The following is a 17,949-nucleotide window of genomic DNA, read 5'->3' as shown; positions in this document are numbered from 1 at the left end:
GCCGATCTGAACGGCGCGGGGCGGGCGTGCCCCCTTTGCACAGACCGAGCACAGACCGAGCACTGGAGACGCGCACGCGCTTCACCGCGAGGGGCGTCCGCCGCCCGCCTCGGCATGGGCCTCGCGGCGAGGCGTGGCGGGCGCCGCCGGTCGGGGGCGCAGGCGGGCGCGGAGCCGTTCGGCGACGGGCTGGCCGAGCAGGATGCCCGCCAGGACGAGGCCCAGCCCCGCGGCCTGCCGGAGCGTGAGGACCTCGGCGGCGAGCAGGGTTCCGAGCAGCACCCCCGTGGCGGGGTTGAGCAGGCCGATCAGCCCGACCGTCCCGGCGCGCAGGTACTTCAGGCCCGCGAACCAGGCCGCGAACGCGACGGCGGTGGCCACGACCGCGACGTAGGCGAACCCCGCGACCGCAGCCCAGTCCATCGCGGGCGGCGCGCCCTCGACGAGCACCGCGAACGGCGCGAGCACGAGCCCCCCGGCCACGAGCTGCCAGGACGTGGACGCGAGCACGCTCGTGTCGCTCCCCCATCTCTTGGTCAGCACGAACCCGAGCGAGGACATCAACATCGCCGTGACCGATGCCGCCACTCCCCACCAGTTCACGGCGGAGACCCCGCTGAACAACATCAGGCACACTCCCGTGACGCCCAGCACCGCTCCGGCCGAGGCGAGCAGGCGCGGACGTTCGCCGAGCAGCGCCCAGGCGATGAGCATCATCACCACGGGGGACGACGCCATGATCGTCGAGGCCACGCTCGTCGGCAGGAGCTGCGCCGAGGTGTAGATCAGGGCGAAGAACGCCCCCATGTTCAGCGCACCGAGCACCAGCGAGCGCCACCACCACGGCCCCCGGGGCAGCCGCCGGCATACCGCCAGGAGCAGCAGCCCGGCGGGCAGCGCGCGCAGCAGCGCGCCCCACAGAGGGTGCCCGGCCGGCAGGTACTCGTGGATGACGTAGTAGTTGGTCCCCCATGCCACCGGCGCGATCGCCGTGATCAGCGTCCACCGCAAGTTGTCTTCCACGGAAGCTACTGTAGCTTCCGTGGAAGACATCGCCGATAACTTCCCGGGAAGTTATAGTGACGGCATGACGGGCATGGACCACGTGGCGCGCATCCAGGCCGAATGGGCCGCCGAGCGTCCCGACGTGGACGTCACCCCTCAGGGCGTCATCGGGCGCCTGCACCGCCTCGCCGCGCACCTGACCGGCGAACTCGTCGCCGTCTTCCGCGAACACGGCCTCGACGAGGGCGAGTTCGACGTGCTCGCGGCGCTGCGGCGCGCGGGCGAGCCCTTCGAGCGCGCCCCCGGCGAGCTCGCCCGCCACACCATGGTCACCACCGGCGCGATGACCAAGCGCATCGACCGGCTCGAACGCACCGGCCTCGTCACGCGGCGCCGCTCCGGCGACGACGGGCGCTGCCGCGTCGTCGCCCTCACCCCGGCCGGCCGCGCGCTCATCGACGAGGCGTTCACCGCGCACATGCGCAACGAGCACCGCCTCCTCGACGCCCTCACCGCCGACCAGGCCGCGCACCTCGAAGCCATCCTGAAGACCTGGCTGGCCCGCTACGAATCCTGAGCCGTCCAGCCCGTCCGCGCTTCCTCAAGGGCCTTCGCGTGAGCATGTGAGCGCCGCGCCCCCTGGAAAGGCCGCATTCCGATTTAACAGATTCGTCCGCATTTTACCTATTGCCTGACTCCGCGTTGCGTGCGATGTTCCCTTCAGCATGAGTTCGGCTCATGTACAGCTCACCTTCAGGAAGGGCTACCCGTGCGACGTCCATCCCTGTTCGCAGCCCTGGCGTGCGCCGCCACCCTCGCCTTATCCGGCGGAGTCGCGGCGAACGCCTCCAGCACCCCCACCACGGCATCGGCGGAGCCGACCCGGTACATCGTCACCCTCAAGCCCACGGCGAAGAGCCAGGTACCCACCCTGGCCACGCGCCAGGTCGAGGAGCACGCCGGCGTGCTCGTCGGCACGTACCGCTACGCCTTCCAGGGCTACACCGCCCTGCTGACCCCCGACCAGGCGGCGCGGCTCAGCAAGGACGCCGGCGTCGCGGCCGTCGAGCCCGACGCGAAGGTGACCACCTTCGCCCAGACCGTGCCCACCGGGATCCAGCGCATCTTCGCCGACCAGAACCCCAACCTCGACATCGACGGCGTGGACGACGTGCGCGTCGACGTGGACGCGGCGGTCGTCGACACCGGCGTCGACCTCGACCACCCCGACCTGAACGTGGTGGCGAGCACCGACTGCACCAGCGGCGTGTGCGTGGCGGGCGGCGACGACGACAACGGCCACGGCAGCCACGTCGCCGGGACCATCGGCGCGATCGACAACTCCATCGGAGCGGTGGGCGTGGCCCCCGGCGCCCGCATCCACGCGGTCAAGGTGCTCGACAGCACGGGCTCCGGCACGCTGTCCGCGATCGCGGCCGGCATCGACTGGGTCGTGGCCCGGGCGAGCACGATCGAGGTCATCAACATGAGCCTCGGCTGCCAGGGATGCACCAGCAGCGCGATCAGCACGGCGATCACCAACGCCACCAACGCCGGCATCGTCGTGGTCGTGGCCGCGGGCAACAGCTCGGCCAACGCCTCGGGCTTCTTCCCCGCCAACCACCCCGACGTCGTCACCGTCTCCGCCGTCTCGGACTTCGACGGCAAGCCCGGCGGCCTCGCCGGGACGGTCACCGTGCCGTGCCGGACGGACGGCGCGACCGACGTCGACGACACGCTCGCCTGGTTCTCCAACTTCGGCACGACCATCGAGGTCGCGGCCCCGGGCACGTGCATCTACTCGACGTGGATGAACGGCGGCTACAACACGATCAGCGGCACCTCGATGGCCAGCCCGCACGTGGCGGGCGCGGCGGCCGTCATCACCAGCGGAACGAACAAGCCGACCAACCGGACCGGCGCGCTGGCCGTACGGTCCCGGCTGATCAGCACGGGCAACCTCAACTGGACCGACGACTCCAACGACGGCGTCACGGAACCGCTGCTCGACGTGCACGACGCCACGCAGTACCCGCCGGGCGGTGGCGGCGGCAACCAGCCGCCGATCGCGAGCTTCACCAACACCTGCGACAACACCACTCTGGCCTGCTCGTTCGACGCCTCGGCGTCCACCGACCTGGACGGGACGGTCACGTCCTACGCGTGGAACTTCGGTGACGGCGCCACCGGCACCGGGGTCACGACCTCGCACACCTACGCGGCGACCGGCACCTACACCGTCACGCTGACCGTGACCGACAACAACGGCGCCACCGCCCCGACCAGCAGGTACATCACCGTGGGCACGCCGCCCAGCATCTGCACCGGCTACCAGCAGACCTTCTCCGGCAGCCTGACCAGCGGCCAGCAGGTCTACCAGCCGAGCACCTCGGGCTACACGACGACCGTCTCCGGCACCCACCGCGGCTGCCTCGACGGGCCGACCGGCGTCGACTTCGACCTGTACCTGCAGAAGTACAACAGCACGCTCGGCATCTGGTCGTCGGTGGCCAGCTCGGTCGGCACCGGCCCCGACGAGACCATCACCTACAACGGAACCGCGGGCACCTACCGCTGGCGCGTCTACGCCTACAGCGGCTCCGGCGCCTACACGGGCGCCTACTCCCGTCCGTGAGCGAACAACACCTACGGGATCACCGGTCATAGAGACCGGTGATCCCCGGTGAGCACACCCGGCCTGTGCCCGGCTCACACCCGGCACAGGCCGTTCGCATCCGGCGCGACCACGCCCGCCCCAGCCAGGAGGCCGTCCCCGCGCGTGAACGTCAGCGAACGGGCAACCCGGTGACGGCGCGGCCGATGAGGAGCCTTTGGATCTCGCTGGTGCCCTCGAAGATGGTGAAGATCTTGGCGTCGCGGTGGAAGCGTTCCACGGGGTGGTCGCGGGTGTAGCCGGCGCCGCCGAGGACCTGGATCGCCTGCTCGGTGACCCAGACGGCGGTCTCGCCCGCCACCAGTTTGGACATCGAGCCCTCCGCCTGGGTGAAGGGACGGCCGTTGCGGGCCAGCCAGGCGGCGCGCCACGTCATCAAGCGGGCCATGTCGACGCGGGTCGCCATGTCGGCCAGCAGGAAGGCGACAGCCTGGTTCTCGCCGATCTTACGGCCGAACTGCTCGCGCTCGCGGGCGTAGTCCCGGGCGTACTCGAAGGCGGCACGGGCGATGCCCACCGCCATCGCGGCGACCGACGGGCGGGTCGTCTCGAACGTCCGCATCGCGGCCTGCTCGCCGCTCTTGCCGCCTTCGCGGACGCGGGCAAGACGGGCGTCCAGCTTCTCTTTGCCTCCGAGCAGGCAGCGGCCAGGGACGCGGACGTCGTCCAGGACGACCTCGGCGGTGTGGGAGGCGCGGATGCCGTGCTTCTTGAACTTCTGGCCCTGGGAGAGGCCCCGCGTGCCCGGGGGGACGACGAACGACGCCTGGCCGCGGCTGCGCAGTTCGGGGTCGACCGAGGCGACGACGATGTGGACGCCGGCGATGCCGCCGTTGGTCACCCAGGTCTTGGCGCCGTTCAGCACCCATTCGTCGGTGGCCTGGTCGTACACGGCCCGCGTGCGGATGGCGCCGACATCGGAGCCCGCGTCGGGCTCGGAGGCGCAGAACGCGCCCAGCCTGACCGCGTCCGGGCTCCCGAACATCTCGGGCAGCCACTCCCCCATCTGCTCGTCGGTGCCGCCGGAGACGACCGCGGCGGCGGCGAGGCAGGTGCCCACGATGGACAGGCCGATGCCGGCGTCCCCCCAGAACAGCTCCTCGAACGTGACGGGGATGGCGATGCCGCTCGGCTCGAACCACTGCTGGGTGAAGAAGTCCAGCGAGTATAGCCCGATCTTGGCCGCCTCCTGGACGATCGGCCAGGGGGTCTCCTCGCGCTCGTCCCACTCCGCGCCGGCCGGGCGGATCACGCGGGCGGCGAAGTCGTGCACCCAGTCGCGTACTTCGCGTACGTCGTCGCCGGGCTCGGGACTGAAACCGGCAGCGGCCTCGGACATTCGCGGTTGCTCCTCACACGGGGCACGGCCGGGCACGGCCCGGCGCGGTCGTGGTTCCCGGCGCTGACACCGGACCGCGTCCGACCCTACCCGCTCAACCACCCGCCACCCGGCCCGGCGCGGCCGGGCTCTTGATCGTAGAGCCCGGGTGGATGTGACCACCACGGCGGTCATGTCGCCCGGCGCGCCGGAAGACGCCGGGCGGCTTCTCTTATGTCGGCATCCCGTGCGCCGCAAAATCAGTTGAGCGGGGAACATCAGGCTTGGAACGTAACGCCTGCGGTTGTGGCTTCTCGCGTGCTCCCGTTCCGAACGACCCCGCAGCGCCCTCCGCCCCGTCCGTCGCGCCGATCCGCTCGGATCCGCGCCGACCCGTAAGGAGTGCCCTCGTTCATGCCTTCCGACGGAAATGACGACGCCCCTGCCTCCGACTCCCCAGAAAAGCCCCGTACCAGGAGAACTCAGTCGCTGCGGCGACTCACTCCCTACCTCCGCCCGTACGTCCCGCGCCTGATCCTCATCTGGCTCGTCACCATGGCGGGCCTCGCCACCAGCGTCGCGATCCCACTGGTGAGCAAGGAGATCATCGACGGTCCGGTCGGCCACGGCCGCGGCGACGCCCTCCTCCCCCTCGGACTACTCGCGCTGGCCCTCGGCGCCACCGAGGCGTTCCTGACCTTCGTGCGCCGGTGGACGCAGACCAAGGCGGTGCTCGGGCTGGAGACGGCGATCCGCGACGATCTCTACCGGCACCTGCAGCGGCTGCCGATGAGCTTCCACGGCGATTGGCAGTCGGGCCAGCTGCTGTCCCGCGCGACGACCGACCTGTCCACCATCCGGCGGTTCCTGGGGTTCGGCCTGCTGTTCCTCGTCATGAACATCGTGCAGCTGGTGACCGTGACCGTGCTGCTGCTGCGGATGTACTGGCCGCTCGGCCTGCTCGTCGTGGCCGCCGCGGTGCCCATCTTCGCCGTGTCGCTGCGCTTCGAGAACGAGTACCGCCGCGTCTCCCGCCAAGTTCAGGACATGCAGGGCGACATCGCCACCTACGTCGAGGAGGCGGCGCTGGGGATCCGCACGATCAAGGCGTTCGGCCGCAGGCCGCACGTGTTCGCCGAGTTCGACGCCGCAGCGCGCAAGGTCCGCGCGGCCGCGATGGACAAGGTGCGGCTGGCGTCCCGCTTCTACACCTTCCTGGAGGTGATCCCGAACGTCACCCTGGCCCTGGTGCTCCTGCTCGGCGCGCTGGCCGTCGGCGCGGGCACGCTGACGCTCGGCACCCTGGTGGCCTTCGTCACGCTGATGCTCCAGCTCGTGTGGCCGATCGCGGCGCTCGGCTACATCCTGGGAATGGCGCAGGAGGCGATGACCTCCGCCGACCGGGTGATGGAGGTGCTCGACACCGAGCCGGAGATCGTCGGCGGCACCGAGGTGATCGAGCGGCCGCGGGGGCATCTGCGGTTCGAGGGCGTCGGCTTCCGGTTCCCCGGCGCCGACCGGCCGGTGCTGCGGGACGTCCGTCTGGACGTGCGGCCGGGCGAGACGGTCGCGATCGTCGGGGCCACCGGCTCGGGCAAGACGACGCTGACCTCGCTGGTGCCGAGGCTCGCCGACGTCACCGCGGGCCGGGTCACGATCGACGGGCGGGACATCCGCGACCTGGCGTTGCCGGAGCTGCGCTCGATGGTGGCCACCGCCTTCGAGGAGCCGACGCTGTTCTCGATGAGCGTGCGGGAGAATCTCGCCCTCGGCCGGGGCGAGGCGACCGAGGAGGAACTTCGCGAGGCGCTCGAAACAGCCCAGGCCACCTTCGCCTATGACCTTCCGTGGGGGCTCGACACCCGGATCGGCGAGCAGGGCATGTCACTGTCGGGCGGCCAGCGGCAGCGGCTCGCCCTGGCCCGTGCGGTGCTCAGCAAGCCCAGGATCCTCGTGCTGGACGACACGCTGTCGGCCCTCGACGTCGAGACCGAGGCCCTGGTCGAGCAGGCGCTGCGCGGGGTGCTCGCCGACGCGACCGGCCTCATCGTGGCCCACCGCGCGTCCACCGTGCTGCTCGCCGACAGGGTCGCGCTGCTGCGCGACGGCACCATCACGCATCTCGGCGCGCACCAGGAGCTGCTGTCGCGGGTCCCCGAGTACCGCGAGCTTCTGGCACAGGACGCCGACTTCGACCCCGAGGAGGCGCTGCGTTGAGTCACACGACCACCGACCCGAAGGACGGCGCGCGCGCGAACCCGGCGAACCCAGTGAACCCGGAGGACACGGAGAACACAGAGAACACGGCGAACACGAAGAACACCGCCACCGAGCCGGGACGCTGGCGTGGCGTCGCCGCCGAGAAACAGGACGAACTGCCGGACAAGGTGTCGGTGCTGCTGCGTGCGCGGTCCCGGCGCCTGCTCGGCGACCTGCTGCGCCCGCACCGCCGGGCCATCGCCGTGCTGGTCGCGGTCATCGTGGTCTCGAACGCGGCCGGCCTCGCGATCCCGTACCTGGTGAAGGTCGGCATCGACGCCGGGATCCCGCCGATGCTGCGGCACGAGGGCGCGGGGACGCTGCTCGCGTCGGTGGCGGCGATCCTGGCCGCGGCGCTGACCCAGGCGGCCACCCGCCGGGCGTTCCTCCAGATATCCGGGCGGATCGGCCAGGAAATCCTGCTGGAGCTGCGCCGCCGCCTCTTCGACCACTTCCAGCGGCTGTCCCTGGCGTTCCACGAGCGGTACACCTCGGGGCGGGTCATCGCCCGGCTCACCTCCGACATCGACGCGATCGCCGAGATGCTGCAGTCGGGGTTCGACAGCATCGTCACCGCCGTTCTCACCATGTTCGGCACCGCGGTCCTGCTCCTCGTGCTCGACCTTCCGCTCGGCGCGGTCGCGCTGGTGCCGCTGCCGATCCTGTTGCTGTTCACCCGGTGGTTCCGGCGCGAGTCGAGCATCGTCTACCGCCGGACCCGCGAGGCGGTGGCGCTGGTCATCGTCCACTTCGTGGAGTCGATGACCGGGATCCGGGCGGTCCAGGCGTTCCGCAGGGAGCCGCGTAACCAGGAGATCTTCCAGGAGCTCAACGTCGGCTACCGTGACGCCAACGCGCGCGGCATGCATCTCGTCGCGGTGTTCATGCCGGGCATCAAGCTGATCGGCAACCTCACGGTCGCGGTCGTCCTGCTGTACGGCGGGTGGCTGGCGCTCCACGACGCGGTCACGGTGGGCGTGCTCGCCGCGTTCGTGCTGTACCTGCGTCAGTTCTACGAGCCGATGCAGGAGATCTCCCAGTTCTACAACACGCTGCAGTCGGCCGGCGCGGCGCTCTCGAACCTCTCCGGCGTGCTGGAGGAGCGGCCCGAGGTGGCCGAGCCCGAGCATCCCGTCCCGCTCGCCCGCCCGCGCGGCGCGGTGGGCTTCGAGGGGGCCGAGTTCTCCTACATCGACGGCGTGCCGGTCCTGCCCTGGCTGGACCTGGAGATACCCGCCGGGCAGGTCGTCGCGCTGGTCGGCGCGACCGGCGCGGGCAAGACGACGGTGGCGAAGCTGATCGCGCGCTTCTACGACCCGACGGCGGGCCGCGTCCTGCTCGACGGCGTCGACCTGCGCGACCTCGACGAGGCCACGCTGCGCCGGGCCGTGGTGGCGGTGACTCAGGAGAACTTCCTGTTCACCGGCACGGTGGCGGACAACATCAGGTTCGGCCGCCCGTCCGCCACCCCGGCCGAGGTCGAGGAGGCGGCCCGGGCGATCGGCGCCCACGAGTTCATCGCGGCCCTGCCCGACGGGTACCGGACCGAGGTCGGCAAGCGCGGCGGCCGCATGTCGGCGGGGCAGCGGCAGCTCGTGGCGTTCGCGCGGGTCTTCCTCGCCGACCCGGCCGTGGTGATCCTCGACGAGGCCACGTCCAGCCTCGACGTCCCCAGCGAACGGCTCGTCCAGCGCGCCCTGCGCACCGTGCTCGCCGACCGTACCGCACTGATCATCGCCCACCGCCTGTCCACGGTCGAGATCGCCGAACGGGTGCTCGTCATGGACGCCGGCCGCGTCGTCGAGGACGGTTCCCCGGACCGCCTCATCGCCGAGGCCGGCCGCTTCGCCGGCCTCCACCGCGCCTGGCTCGACAGTCTGTCGTAAGGAAGGTCGACGGCCGGGTCGACGGCGATGACCGGCCGCCCCGGAGAGCTCCGTCGTGACGCCACGAGAAGGGCGGTCCGATCGGAATCGGACCGCCCTCGCGTAAAGCCGGACGCGTAGCCCGCTCAGGCGGGTGTCCACGGCCCCCGCGGGCGGAGGCCGGTGGACACCCGCCGGGCCGGGTCACTCGTCTTCGTCGCCCCAGAACCAGCCGCCGCCCCAGCGCTCGCGGTAGGAGGCCTGTGTCTGGGTGTTCAGGCGGTCGACCTTGACCTTCTTGGCCGAGTCGGTGAGCCTGTCGTTGATCTTGATGACGTCGAGGCCCTTGTTGAAGTCACTCGCGTAGATGTAGCCGTTGTAGTAGTACGCCGACCAGAATCCGCCGAAGCCCTCCGAGGCCGGGCCGCGCTCGAAATACCCGATCTCCCTCGGGTGCGCCGAGTCGGTGAAGTCCCAGATCGACGCGCCGCCCTGGTACCAGGCCTGGACCATGATGTCGCGGCCCTTCACCGGGATGAGCGAGCCGTTGTGGGCGACGCAGTTCTCCGAGTCCGCCTGGTAGCGCGGGATCTTGTAGTAGTTCTTGAAGACGAGCTGGCCACGGACGATGTCGAAGATCGCGTCCGCGCCGTGCGTCGGGCCGGTGGCCTCGTTGCACGTCGCCTCGCCGCCGCCACCGAGCTCGTCGGTGAAGACGACCTTGGTGCCCTCGTTGTTGAACGTCGCCGAGTGCCAGAACGCGAAGTTCGGGTCGGTCACCCGGGCCGTGACGCGCGGGGCCTCGGGGTTCCGGATGTCGAACAGCACACCGTCACCCATGCAGGCGCCGGCCGCGATGCCCTTCTCGGCGTACACCGTGATGTCGTGGCAGCCGGAGGTCTTCAGCAGAAGGTTCGGCTGCGTCTCGTTGCCGCCGTCGGGGAACACCACCGGGGTGGCGACCACGGACGCCGCGGTGGGGTTCCACAGCGGCACCTTCACGATGGAGATCTTGTCGTGCGGCGGCTGGCAGTCCGGGAACGCCGCCGAGGGGCTGTACGAGGAGACGTACAGGTAGACGTTTCCGTGCCTCTTGTCCGGGACGAGCGTGTGCGTGTGCGAACCACAGTCGGTCTCGACCGACTTGATGTACTTCGGGTTCGCCTTGTCGCTCACGTCGAAGATCCGGATGCCCTCCCAGGACTCCTTCACCGACGCGGGTTGCGGGGTGCTGGAGCAGGAGTCGTTGTTCCGGGAGCTGTCGACGGACGCGAACAGCAGGTTGCCGTACACCGACACGTCCATCTGCGACCCCGGGCAGACGACCGAGCTGACGACGCTCGCCTTCTTGGGGTTCTTGATGTCATAGATGGAGAAGCCGCCGTAGTTTCCCACGTAGGCGTAGTCGCCCTGGAAGGCGATGTCGGTGTTGATGGTCGCCGCGATGCTCGCCGGCTTCGGCACGTTGGTGACGTGCTGGACGTTCGGGCTCATGACGATCTGATCGGTGCCCGGGATGTCCGCTGCCTGCGCGGGCATGGCCGACAGCACAAGGGCCGTGGCGGCGCCCGCCAGGACGAGGAACCGGCCTAAACGGCCGCCTCTGGGGGGAATGGACGACACGCAGGGACCCTCCTTGATAACTTTTGCCGCAGGAGCTCATAGATGGGCAGATTTTCTCCCAAACAGGATCAGTTGACCATAGTGCACGTTGTCAGGAAAAGGTGCCGACCTGAAGCCTTACGCGAATGACGGGGACCGGTTAGGGTGCAGCCGCACAACAAGAGATCTTCAAGGAGGCCGGGTGCGCGCCGCGTCCCTCATCGTCATCGCTACGGCCGCATTCGCCATGGCGGCATGCTCGGGCGGCCCCGCCACCCCGACCGCCACGTCCACGGCCCCGGTCATCGCCCCGGGCCGGCCGGGTGAGACCGCCAGGACGCTGAACCCGTCGGAGGCCGCGACCGCCGTCCCCTCCCCCACGGCCAACGCCGCCGACGTGCTCTTCATGCAGGACATGATCGTGCACCACCGCCAGGCCCTCGACATGAGCACGGGAGCGGCCACGCGCGCCGCGTCCGACACGGTGAAGCGCCTGGCCGCCAGGATCAGCGCCGCGCAGGGACCGGAGATCAACGCCATGATCCGCTGGCTGCGCGAACAGGGCCAGCGCGTCCCCGACCACCACGCCCAGCACCACACGATGCCCGGGATGGCGACGCCCGAGCAGCTCGCGCAGTTGCGCGCGGCCAGCGGCGCCGAGTTCGACCGCCTCTACCTCCAGCTGATGATCGCCCACCACATGGGGGCCATCACAATGGCGGCCGACGAGCTGGAGAAGGGCTCGCATATATACGTCGAGGAACTGGCGCAGGACATCTCGGTCTCCCAGGCGGCGGAGGTCAACCGCATGCACCGCCTCCAGACCTCCGGCTGAGCCGCGTTCGCCTCGGACCGGGGTTGACCTTCACCCAAGGGGCAAGGCCTACTGACGGCGCCATGACGCTGAACCGCGAGGTCATCTCGTCTCCCGGCCGGTCGTCCGTCCGTCCCCGGCGGACTTCGCCCTGGTCACGGGACCGGTCCCCACCGCCGGTCCCGGGCAGGCCGTGGTGCGCAACACGCGCCGGAGGAATAGGCCACGGCTTCGCCCTCCTGGCCGGGCGCGGGCCTTCTCTCCCAGCCGGACATGGCGTCTGTTTTCTGGTCGGACGTGGGTATGCCGCCCCGGGCCCGTGGGAGGGCCCGGGTTAGGCTGGCCGTGTGGATCTAGCCGCGTTGCCGTACCCGATCATCCAGGCGCCCATGGCGGGCGGACCGTCCACCGCCGCACTGACGGCCGCCGTTTCGGGCGCCGGGGGGCTGGGGTGCCTGGCCGGCGGCTACCGCGCCACCCGCGACGTCGAGGCGGACATCGCGGCCGTACGCGCGCGGACCGATGCTCCGTTCGGCGTCAACCTCTTCGTGCCCTCGCCGGAGCCGCCCGACCTGACCGCCGTCGAGACGTACGCGGCGCGGCTGCGCGGCGAGGCGGAGCGGTCGGGGGTCGAGCTCGGCGTCCCCGCCGACGATGACGACGAATGGGGCGAGAAGCTGGACCTCGTCGTCGCCGAGCGGGTGCCGGTGGTGTCGTTCACGTTCGGGCTGCCGTCGCCGGAGGTCATCGAGCGGGTGCGCGGCGGGGGCTCGTACGTGCTGGTCACGGTGACAACGCCGGACGAGGCGGAAGCCGCGCACGAGGCCGGGGCGGACGCGCTGGTCGCGCAGGGCATCGAGGCGGGCGGGCACCGGGGCGGGTTCACCGACGACGCGGGCGACTTCGGGCTGCTGACGCTGCTGCGGCTGACGCTGCGCCGCACTCCCCTGCCCGTGGTCGCGGCCGGGGGCATCGCGGACGGCGCGGGCGTCGCGGCGGTGCTCGCGGCGGGCGCGGTCGCCGCCCAGCTCGGCACCGCGTTCCTGCGCACCCCGGAGGCTGGGACGAACCCCGTGCACCGCGAGGCCCTGGGGATATACGACCGGACGGCGGTCACCCGCGCGTTCACCGGGCGGCGCGCCCGGGGGCTGGCCAACCGCTTCCTGCGCGACCACACCGACGAGGCTCCCATGGCGTACCCGCAGGTCCACCAGTTGACCGCTCCCCTGCGCGCGGCGGCCAGGAAGGCGGGCGACCCGGAGATGATCAACCTGTGGGCGGGTCAGGCGTACCCGCTCACGGAGGAGGTCCCTGCGGCCGAACTGGTCCACCGTCTCGGCACCGAGGCCCGCGAGGCCCTCGACCGCGCCGCCCGCCGCGGGCCCACCCACTGACTCGGATGGTCCATCTGATGGCGATGGACGAACAGCTCGGCCCGTTGGCCATCCCCGTGCGTGCCACTCGGCGGAAAGGACGCGGCGGGCGCGCTCGGTGACGAACCGCCGCGGGCCGGGACGAAGTCCTTTTACGGCGCCCCGGCCGCGGACGTAGGGCCGTGAACGGCTCGCAGGGTTTCGACGTCTTCAGGGAGGACGTCAAACATAGGCGTCGTACCCCAGCTTGACCGCCACGAGCAGCCCCGCGACCGCCGAGACGACGCGCAGGGTCTGGCCCGGCATCCGGCGGGCGAGCGACGGGCCGAGACGTCCACCGATGAGGAACCCCGCCGCCAGCGGGATGGCCGCCCCCCACTGGACCGGCCCGAACAGGGCGAACCCGATGGCCGCCACCGCGTTGGCCAGCGCCGACAGGGCGTTCTTGACCGCGTTCACCCGGGCCGGGGTGTCCTGGAGCGCCGCCGTGAGCACCGAGAACATCATGATCCCGCCCGCCGCCCCGAAGTACCCGAGGTAGATGGCGACGGCGAACACTCCGGCCTTGAGCGCCCGCCCGGCACGCCACCCTTGACCGGCGTCCCGCCCGGGATGGACATCGTCCGCGACGGAGCTCGGAAGGGCTTGCCGATCCGGAAGCGGGTCTCCGTCCGGCGGAGCGTCGTGTGCCGGACGGGCGGTCCGGGGCCTCGGCGGGCGGAGCAGGACCAGGGACGCGATGCCGACCAGCCACGGCGCGACGGCCTTGAACGCGCCCGCCGGTGTGAGTAGGAGCACTCCCGCCCCCGTGGCACCGCCGAGCACCGCGAGCCACCCGAGCGCCAGCACCTGCCGCCCCCGTCCGGCCAGTTCGGGACGCGACCCCGCCACCGCCCCCAGCCCGGTGAACACCAGCGCGACGGTGTTGGTGACGTTCGCGGCGAGCGGCGGCAAGCCGAAGGCCAGCAGGATCGGGAACGACACGATCGACGCCAGGCTCACCAATGTGCTGACGACCCCGGCCAGCACGCCCGTCCCCACCAGGCCGAGAACATCCCCAAATGTCACCCCCCAACCCAACCACGGCCCGCGGGATGCGACGGCGCCGAGGGCTGCACCGCCGGCCGGCGACGTCGTACGGCGAGGTGTCAGAGCCTCGGGTTCCCGGTGGATATCTGGAGGTACGACCTGTTCTCTGCCATTGTGACGAACGGCTACATTTCGCGATTATCGGAATAGTCCGACTAGTCGGGATATTTCATGTTTGAGGTTGTCAATTCCGATGGTTCTCGTGGCCGCATCCGGTCGTTCCATTGCCGATCGCCTCGTAAGTGTGCGGTCATGGTCAGGCATAATCGCGTACGGCCGGGCCCGGTTTCCGCCCCTTGTTTCTGTTCCGAGCGAAAATCAAAGAAAGGTGACAGACGATGCAGAACGCGGCCATCGATCGAGTAAAGCTCATCTTCGCCCTGCTCGACGCCGACGGCACCGGCCTTCTCGAGGCCGACGACTTCGAACTCATGGCGGCCCACGTCGTCGCGGCGTCGCCCGATTCCGACGACGCCGCCAAGGCCACCATGCTCGCCGCCTTCCGGCGCTACTGGACGACTCTCGCCGCCGAACTGGACGCCAACGACGACGGCCGCATCAGTTTCGAGGAGTACGCCGCGTGCGTCCTCTCCCCTGAGCGTTTCGACGGAGCGCTCACCGACTTCGCCGAGGCACTGGCCGCGCTCGGCGACCCGGACGGCGACGGGCTCATCGAGCGGCACGTCTTCGTGGCGCTGATGACGGCCATCGGCTTCGAGCGCGCGAACATCGACGCCCTCTTCGACGCGTTCGGCCCGTCGGAGGACGACCAGATCACGGTCTCGGTCTGGGCCGCCGGCATCAAGGACTACTACAGCCCGGAGAAGGCGGGAATTCCGGGCGATCATCTGGTCGGCGGGCCGGTCTGATCGGGATCACAGCAACCTGACACCTCCGGCCCATGACAAAGGGGTAAAAGTGGAACCAGCCATCGGACTTGCCGTCGGCCGGGGAACGGGTCCCGAACTCGCGGCCGTCTTCGAACGGGTGCTGGCCGGGATCGCCGACGTGTATTCGACCGAAATCAGCGTCACGCGGTCGGAGAGGATTTACCACTCGTATGCCTCCATGAAGCCCACCGCCGGGATCGATCGGGTCCGCGAACTCACGCGGGAGGACGCCGACCACTACGCGGAGTTCTGCCGCACCCAGGCCGCCCTCGGCGTCCCCGCCGTCTTCCGCACGGCGATCAACGCCCAGTCGCTCTACCTGGTCCGCCAGCGCCTGCGGGCGGTGAAGGTCGACGTCATCGCCACGGCCGACACATCCCTGCTCCTGGTCCGGGACCAGGCCCAGGGTTTCTACACCGGGGACAACACGCACGTCCCGGGCGCGCTGATCCGCACCATGGCGTTCAGCCAGGAGATCACCGACAAGGTCATCGCCTTCGCCGTGCGTCGTGCGCGGCGGGAGTGGCCGGACGGCGGGGCCGACGAGATCGTCATGGCCTACAAGTTCCACCTGCTCGACGGCGCCCTCGACGCGTGGGTGGCCGAGAGCGCCGCGCGGCACGGCGTCGAGATCCGCCTGTGCCAGCCGGACACGGTGAACCGCGATCTCATCGAGCGCGGCCCGCGCCCTCGCACGCTGATCATCGCGGGCAACGAATGGGCCGACATCATGCACGTCGTCCTGCTGGACCGCTTCGCGGCCGAACGCCAGGAGAACCGCTGCACCGAGAACGTCTACCTGCACCCCCACGCGGCCGGGCTGGTCGAGTACCAGACGGTGCACGGCTCCGCCGACGACCTGGCGGGGAAGGACGCGGTCAACCCGGTGGCGACCGTGCGCGCCGCGGCGGTGGTCGCCGAGCGGCACGCGGGCTGCGCGGGGGCGGTGCGGATGGTCGAGCGCGGCCTGGAATCTCTCGGCCGCCGGGGCATCGGCACGCCTGACCTGGGCGGACGCCATTCGACCACCGCCGTGGTGGACGCGCTGCTCGGCACGCTGGATCGCGAGGGCCGACCGGTCATGATGGCGGACTCGTGACCTCGACGCCGGCCACCGCGCTGGTCGTCGTGGACCTGCAGAACGACTTCTGCGCCGGGCCGGTCGCCCTCGCCCGGTACGCCGGCGACCCGGCGAGACTGGACGCCGTCGCGGCGAACACCGCGCTGGCCGTCGACCGCGCGCGGTCCCGCGAGACGGAGGTGATCTTCGTCCGGTTCGCCGGCGACGTCCGGTACCAGGGCCCGAGCTGGCGGCGCCGGGATCGCGCGCAGGGCAAGCGTCCCAAGTGCAGGGAGGGATCGTGGGGGGCGGACTTCTACCGGGTGTCTCCCATGCCAGGCGAACAGGTATTCACCAAGCGGGCGTGCTTCGACGCCTTCCTCAGCGCCGGGTTCGAGCGGCATCTGGTCCATCGCGGCGTCGGGCGGCTGGTGTTCGCGGGCCTGTTCACCGACGTCTGCGTGGACTCGACCGCCCGGACCGCGTTCCAGAAGGGCTTCCACGTCACCGTGCTGAGCGACTGCACCACCGGCCTGCACCTGCCGGAAGCGGACATCCTGCGCTTCATGGCCAAGGTCTACGGCGCCCACATCACCACCCAGGACCGATCATGGACGCCCCCCGCCGGAGAGGAGGACGCGTGCCAGACGCCCGGCACACCGGCGTCGAAGGCGGCGTCGGGCTGACCGCCCTCATGGTCGCCGCCGCGCGGGCGATCGAGACCCATCGGCCCGACGCCCTGGCCGGCGACGCCTACGCCGAGCACTTCGTGCGCGCCGCCGGAGTGTCCGCGGCGTGGCCGGTCCGCCCAGGGGACGTGCCGGGCGGGGACGCGAACCCCTTATGGGGCAGGCTGGGACGCTACTTCGGCCTGCGCACCCGGGTCCTCGACGACCACCTGCTCGGCTCGGCCCGGGCGGGCGCCCGGCAGGTCGTCCTGCTTGGGGCGGGCCTCGACACCCGGGCCTTCCGGCTCGACTGGCCGCGCGGCCAGGTCGTCTACGAGATCGACCGCGAGGACGTCCTGGCGTTCAAGCACCGCGTGCTCGACGGCCTCGCCGCCGTCCCCACGGCCACGCGCCGCCCGATCGCGGCCGATCTGCGCGGCGACTGGGCCGGATCGCTGCTGAGCGCGGGCTTCGACCCGGCCGCGCCGACCGCGTGGCTGGCCGAGGGCCTGCTGCTCTATCTGCCGCCCGCCGCCGAGCGGCGTCTCGTCGACACCGTGAACCGCCTGAGCGCCGGTGGGAGCAGCCTGGCCTTCGAGGTGAAGCTCGGGGCGGAGTCTCCGCAGGTCCGGGCCAGTCCCGTCTACGCGGCGACCAGACGGCAGATCGGCGTCGACCTGCTCGCCCTGTTCGACAAGGAGCCGCGCCCCGACTCCGCCGGTCGGCTGAGGGAGCGGGGCTGGTCGGCCGTGATCCGTACGCCCTTCCATTTCACCCGCCACCACGGCCGCGGACCACGCCCGGAGCCGGACGACGCCCTGGCGAGCAACCGCTGGGTGTTCGCGCACAAGCCCGGCAACGACGTCTGACGGCTCGGGCACGAAGGCGCGGCCGGGGCCGGAGAGGTGGATCCTGAACGAACGGGGAGCCGGATCAGCGCCGGATCACAGCTTGATCAGGCTGCCGTGGTGGTCGATGGCGTCCGCGGTCTCGTCGTCGAACCAGACGCCGCCGGTGGCCAGGTAGCGGAACCGGTGGACGCCCTGCGGAAGGATCACCGAGACGGTGCGGGTGCCGTTCCTGCGACGCCGGAGCTCGTGGCGGCCAGGGCTCCAGTCGTTGAAGTCGCCCACGACGCTCACCGCGTCGTACGGCTGGTCCAGGGGCAGCAGGAAGGTGACGCGGGTCTTACGGCCGAACAGATGGTTGCGCTTGAGCATGAGGGGGCCTCCCGAGATCGTGACCCTCTAAGCCTTGCGTTCGCCCGCTTTGTCACGTATGCGGACACGCGATCCGTAACATGGTGTTCACTTTAATTTTTGCCCCCTCCCG

At 70.8% G+C, this 17,949-nt stretch carries 15 protein-coding genes; 10 read left to right on the top strand and 5 right to left on the bottom strand.

Translation table 11 applies throughout. The features are described from left to right. Positions 1 to 81 precede the first annotated feature (81 nt). Entirely contained in the window at positions 82 to 1,023 is a 942-nt protein-coding gene (locus AB0H21_RS11935; protein WP_358514907.1) for an EamA family transporter, read from the bottom strand. A 64-nt stretch (positions 1,024 to 1,087) separates the two neighbouring features. Here AB0H21_RS11935 and AB0H21_RS11930 point away from each other — a divergent pair, with 64 nt between their 5' ends. Both AB0H21_RS11930 and AB0H21_RS11925 read left to right on the top strand, forming a co-directional pair. Beyond that, positions 1,088 to 1,582, top strand: coding sequence for a MarR family transcriptional regulator (locus AB0H21_RS11930; protein ID WP_358514904.1), 495 nt, complete (start codon positions 1,088 to 1,090; stop codon positions 1,580 to 1,582). 192 nt (positions 1,583 to 1,774) lie between these two features. Further along, positions 1,775 to 3,640 (top strand): S8 family serine peptidase, encoded by a 1,866-nt coding sequence (locus tag AB0H21_RS11925; RefSeq protein ID WP_358514902.1) that lies wholly within the window; start codon positions 1,775 to 1,777, stop codon positions 3,638 to 3,640. A gap of 151 nt (positions 3,641 to 3,791) precedes the next feature. Here the strand turns inward: AB0H21_RS11925 and AB0H21_RS11920 are convergent, their stop codons facing one another. Continuing rightward, positions 3,792 to 5,018, bottom strand: a complete 1,227-nt coding sequence (locus AB0H21_RS11920; protein ID WP_358514899.1) for an acyl-CoA dehydrogenase family protein — start codon at positions 5,016 to 5,018, stop codon at positions 3,792 to 3,794. Between the two features lie 393 nt (positions 5,019 to 5,411). On the opposite strand from AB0H21_RS11920, the gene AB0H21_RS11915 reads away from it, so the two are divergent. Next, positions 5,412 to 7,214, top strand: coding sequence for an ABC transporter ATP-binding protein (locus AB0H21_RS11915; RefSeq protein WP_358514896.1), 1,803 nt, complete (start codon positions 5,412 to 5,414; stop codon positions 7,212 to 7,214). Then, positions 7,211 to 9,142: an ABC transporter ATP-binding protein gene (locus AB0H21_RS11910; RefSeq protein WP_358514893.1), complete on the top strand. Its 1,932-nt coding sequence runs from the start codon at positions 7,211 to 7,213 to the stop codon at positions 9,140 to 9,142. Before AB0H21_RS11915 ends, AB0H21_RS11910 begins: the two co-directional genes overlap by 4 nt. Before the next feature lie 183 nt (positions 9,143 to 9,325). Here AB0H21_RS11910 and AB0H21_RS11905 read toward each other — a convergent pair whose 3' ends face one another. Beyond that, entirely contained in the window at positions 9,326 to 10,660 is a 1,335-nt protein-coding gene (locus AB0H21_RS11905; protein WP_358515412.1) for a hypothetical protein, read from the bottom strand. A gap of 265 nt (positions 10,661 to 10,925) precedes the next feature. Between AB0H21_RS11905 and AB0H21_RS11900 the strand changes: the two genes are divergently transcribed. Continuing rightward, entirely contained in the window at positions 10,926 to 11,558 is a 633-nt protein-coding gene (locus tag AB0H21_RS11900; protein ID WP_358514891.1) for a DUF305 domain-containing protein, read from the top strand. Between the two features lie 326 nt (positions 11,559 to 11,884). Further along, positions 11,885 to 12,931, top strand: coding sequence for a nitronate monooxygenase (locus AB0H21_RS11895; RefSeq protein WP_358514888.1), 1,047 nt, complete (start codon positions 11,885 to 11,887; stop codon positions 12,929 to 12,931). A gap of 201 nt (positions 12,932 to 13,132) precedes the next feature. On the opposite strand, the gene AB0H21_RS11890 is transcribed toward AB0H21_RS11895, so the two are convergent. Next, positions 13,133 to 13,978 carry a sulfite exporter TauE/SafE family protein gene (locus AB0H21_RS11890; RefSeq protein WP_358514886.1) on the bottom strand — a complete coding sequence of 282 codons (846 nt, stop codon included), beginning with the start codon at positions 13,976 to 13,978 and terminating at the stop codon, positions 13,133 to 13,135. A gap of 359 nt (positions 13,979 to 14,337) precedes the next feature. On the opposite strand from AB0H21_RS11890, the gene AB0H21_RS11885 reads away from it, so the two are divergent. Genes AB0H21_RS11885 through AB0H21_RS11870 form a run of 4 tightly spaced genes read left to right on the top strand, consistent with a single transcriptional unit; the run spans position 14,338 to position 17,486 of the window. Beyond that, the gene (locus tag AB0H21_RS11885) at positions 14,338 to 14,868 is read left to right on the top strand and encodes an EF-hand domain-containing protein (protein WP_358514883.1); all 531 of its coding nucleotides are present in this window, start codon (positions 14,338 to 14,340) and stop codon (positions 14,866 to 14,868) included. Positions 14,869 to 14,917: 49 nt separating this feature from the next. Further along, positions 14,918 to 15,988, top strand: a complete 1,071-nt coding sequence (locus AB0H21_RS11880) for an isocitrate/isopropylmalate family dehydrogenase (protein WP_358514881.1) — start codon at positions 14,918 to 14,920, stop codon at positions 15,986 to 15,988. After that, positions 15,985 to 16,635, top strand: a complete 651-nt coding sequence (locus AB0H21_RS11875; protein WP_358514878.1) for a cysteine hydrolase — start codon at positions 15,985 to 15,987, stop codon at positions 16,633 to 16,635. The genes AB0H21_RS11880 and AB0H21_RS11875 overlap by 4 nt, the downstream gene beginning before the upstream one ends. Continuing rightward, on the top strand, positions 16,590 to 17,486 hold the full coding sequence (locus tag AB0H21_RS11870) for a class I SAM-dependent methyltransferase (protein ID WP_358514875.1): 897 nt from the start codon (positions 16,590 to 16,592) through the stop codon (positions 17,484 to 17,486). The genes AB0H21_RS11875 and AB0H21_RS11870 overlap by 46 nt, the downstream gene beginning before the upstream one ends. 75 nt (positions 17,487 to 17,561) lie before the next feature. Here the strand turns inward: AB0H21_RS11870 and AB0H21_RS11865 are convergent, their stop codons facing one another. Further along, on the bottom strand, positions 17,562 to 17,837 hold the full coding sequence (locus AB0H21_RS11865; protein ID WP_358514872.1) for an isoamylase early set domain-containing protein: 276 nt from the start codon (positions 17,835 to 17,837) through the stop codon (positions 17,562 to 17,564). Between the last annotated feature and the right edge of the window lie 112 nt (positions 17,838 to 17,949).

The organism is Sphaerisporangium sp. NPDC051011 (assembly GCF_040653595.1).
GTDB lineage: Bacteria > Actinomycetota > Actinomycetes > Streptosporangiales > Streptosporangiaceae > Sphaerisporangium.
Note: the sequence above shows the minus strand (reverse complement) of the source record. Positions and strands in the feature narration are given on the sequence as shown.

Coding starts and splice junctions, on each gene's coding strand:
- AB0H21_RS11915 (WP_358514896.1), top strand. CDS start 5,412: ATGCCTTCCGACGGAAATGACGACGCCCCTGCCTCCGACTCCCCAGAA.
- AB0H21_RS11865 (WP_358514872.1), bottom strand. CDS start 17,837: ATGCTCAAGCGCAACCATCTGTTCGGCCGTAAGACCCGCGTCACCTTC.
- AB0H21_RS11920 (WP_358514899.1), bottom strand. CDS start 5,018: ATGTCCGAGGCCGCTGCCGGTTTCAGTCCCGAGCCCGGCGACGACGTA.
- AB0H21_RS11905 (WP_358515412.1), bottom strand. CDS start 10,660: ATGCCCGCGCAGGCAGCGGACATCCCGGGCACCGATCAGATCGTCATG.
- AB0H21_RS11885 (WP_358514883.1), top strand. CDS start 14,338: ATGCAGAACGCGGCCATCGATCGAGTAAAGCTCATCTTCGCCCTGCTC.
- AB0H21_RS11930 (WP_358514904.1), top strand. CDS start 1,088: ATGACGGGCATGGACCACGTGGCGCGCATCCAGGCCGAATGGGCCGCC.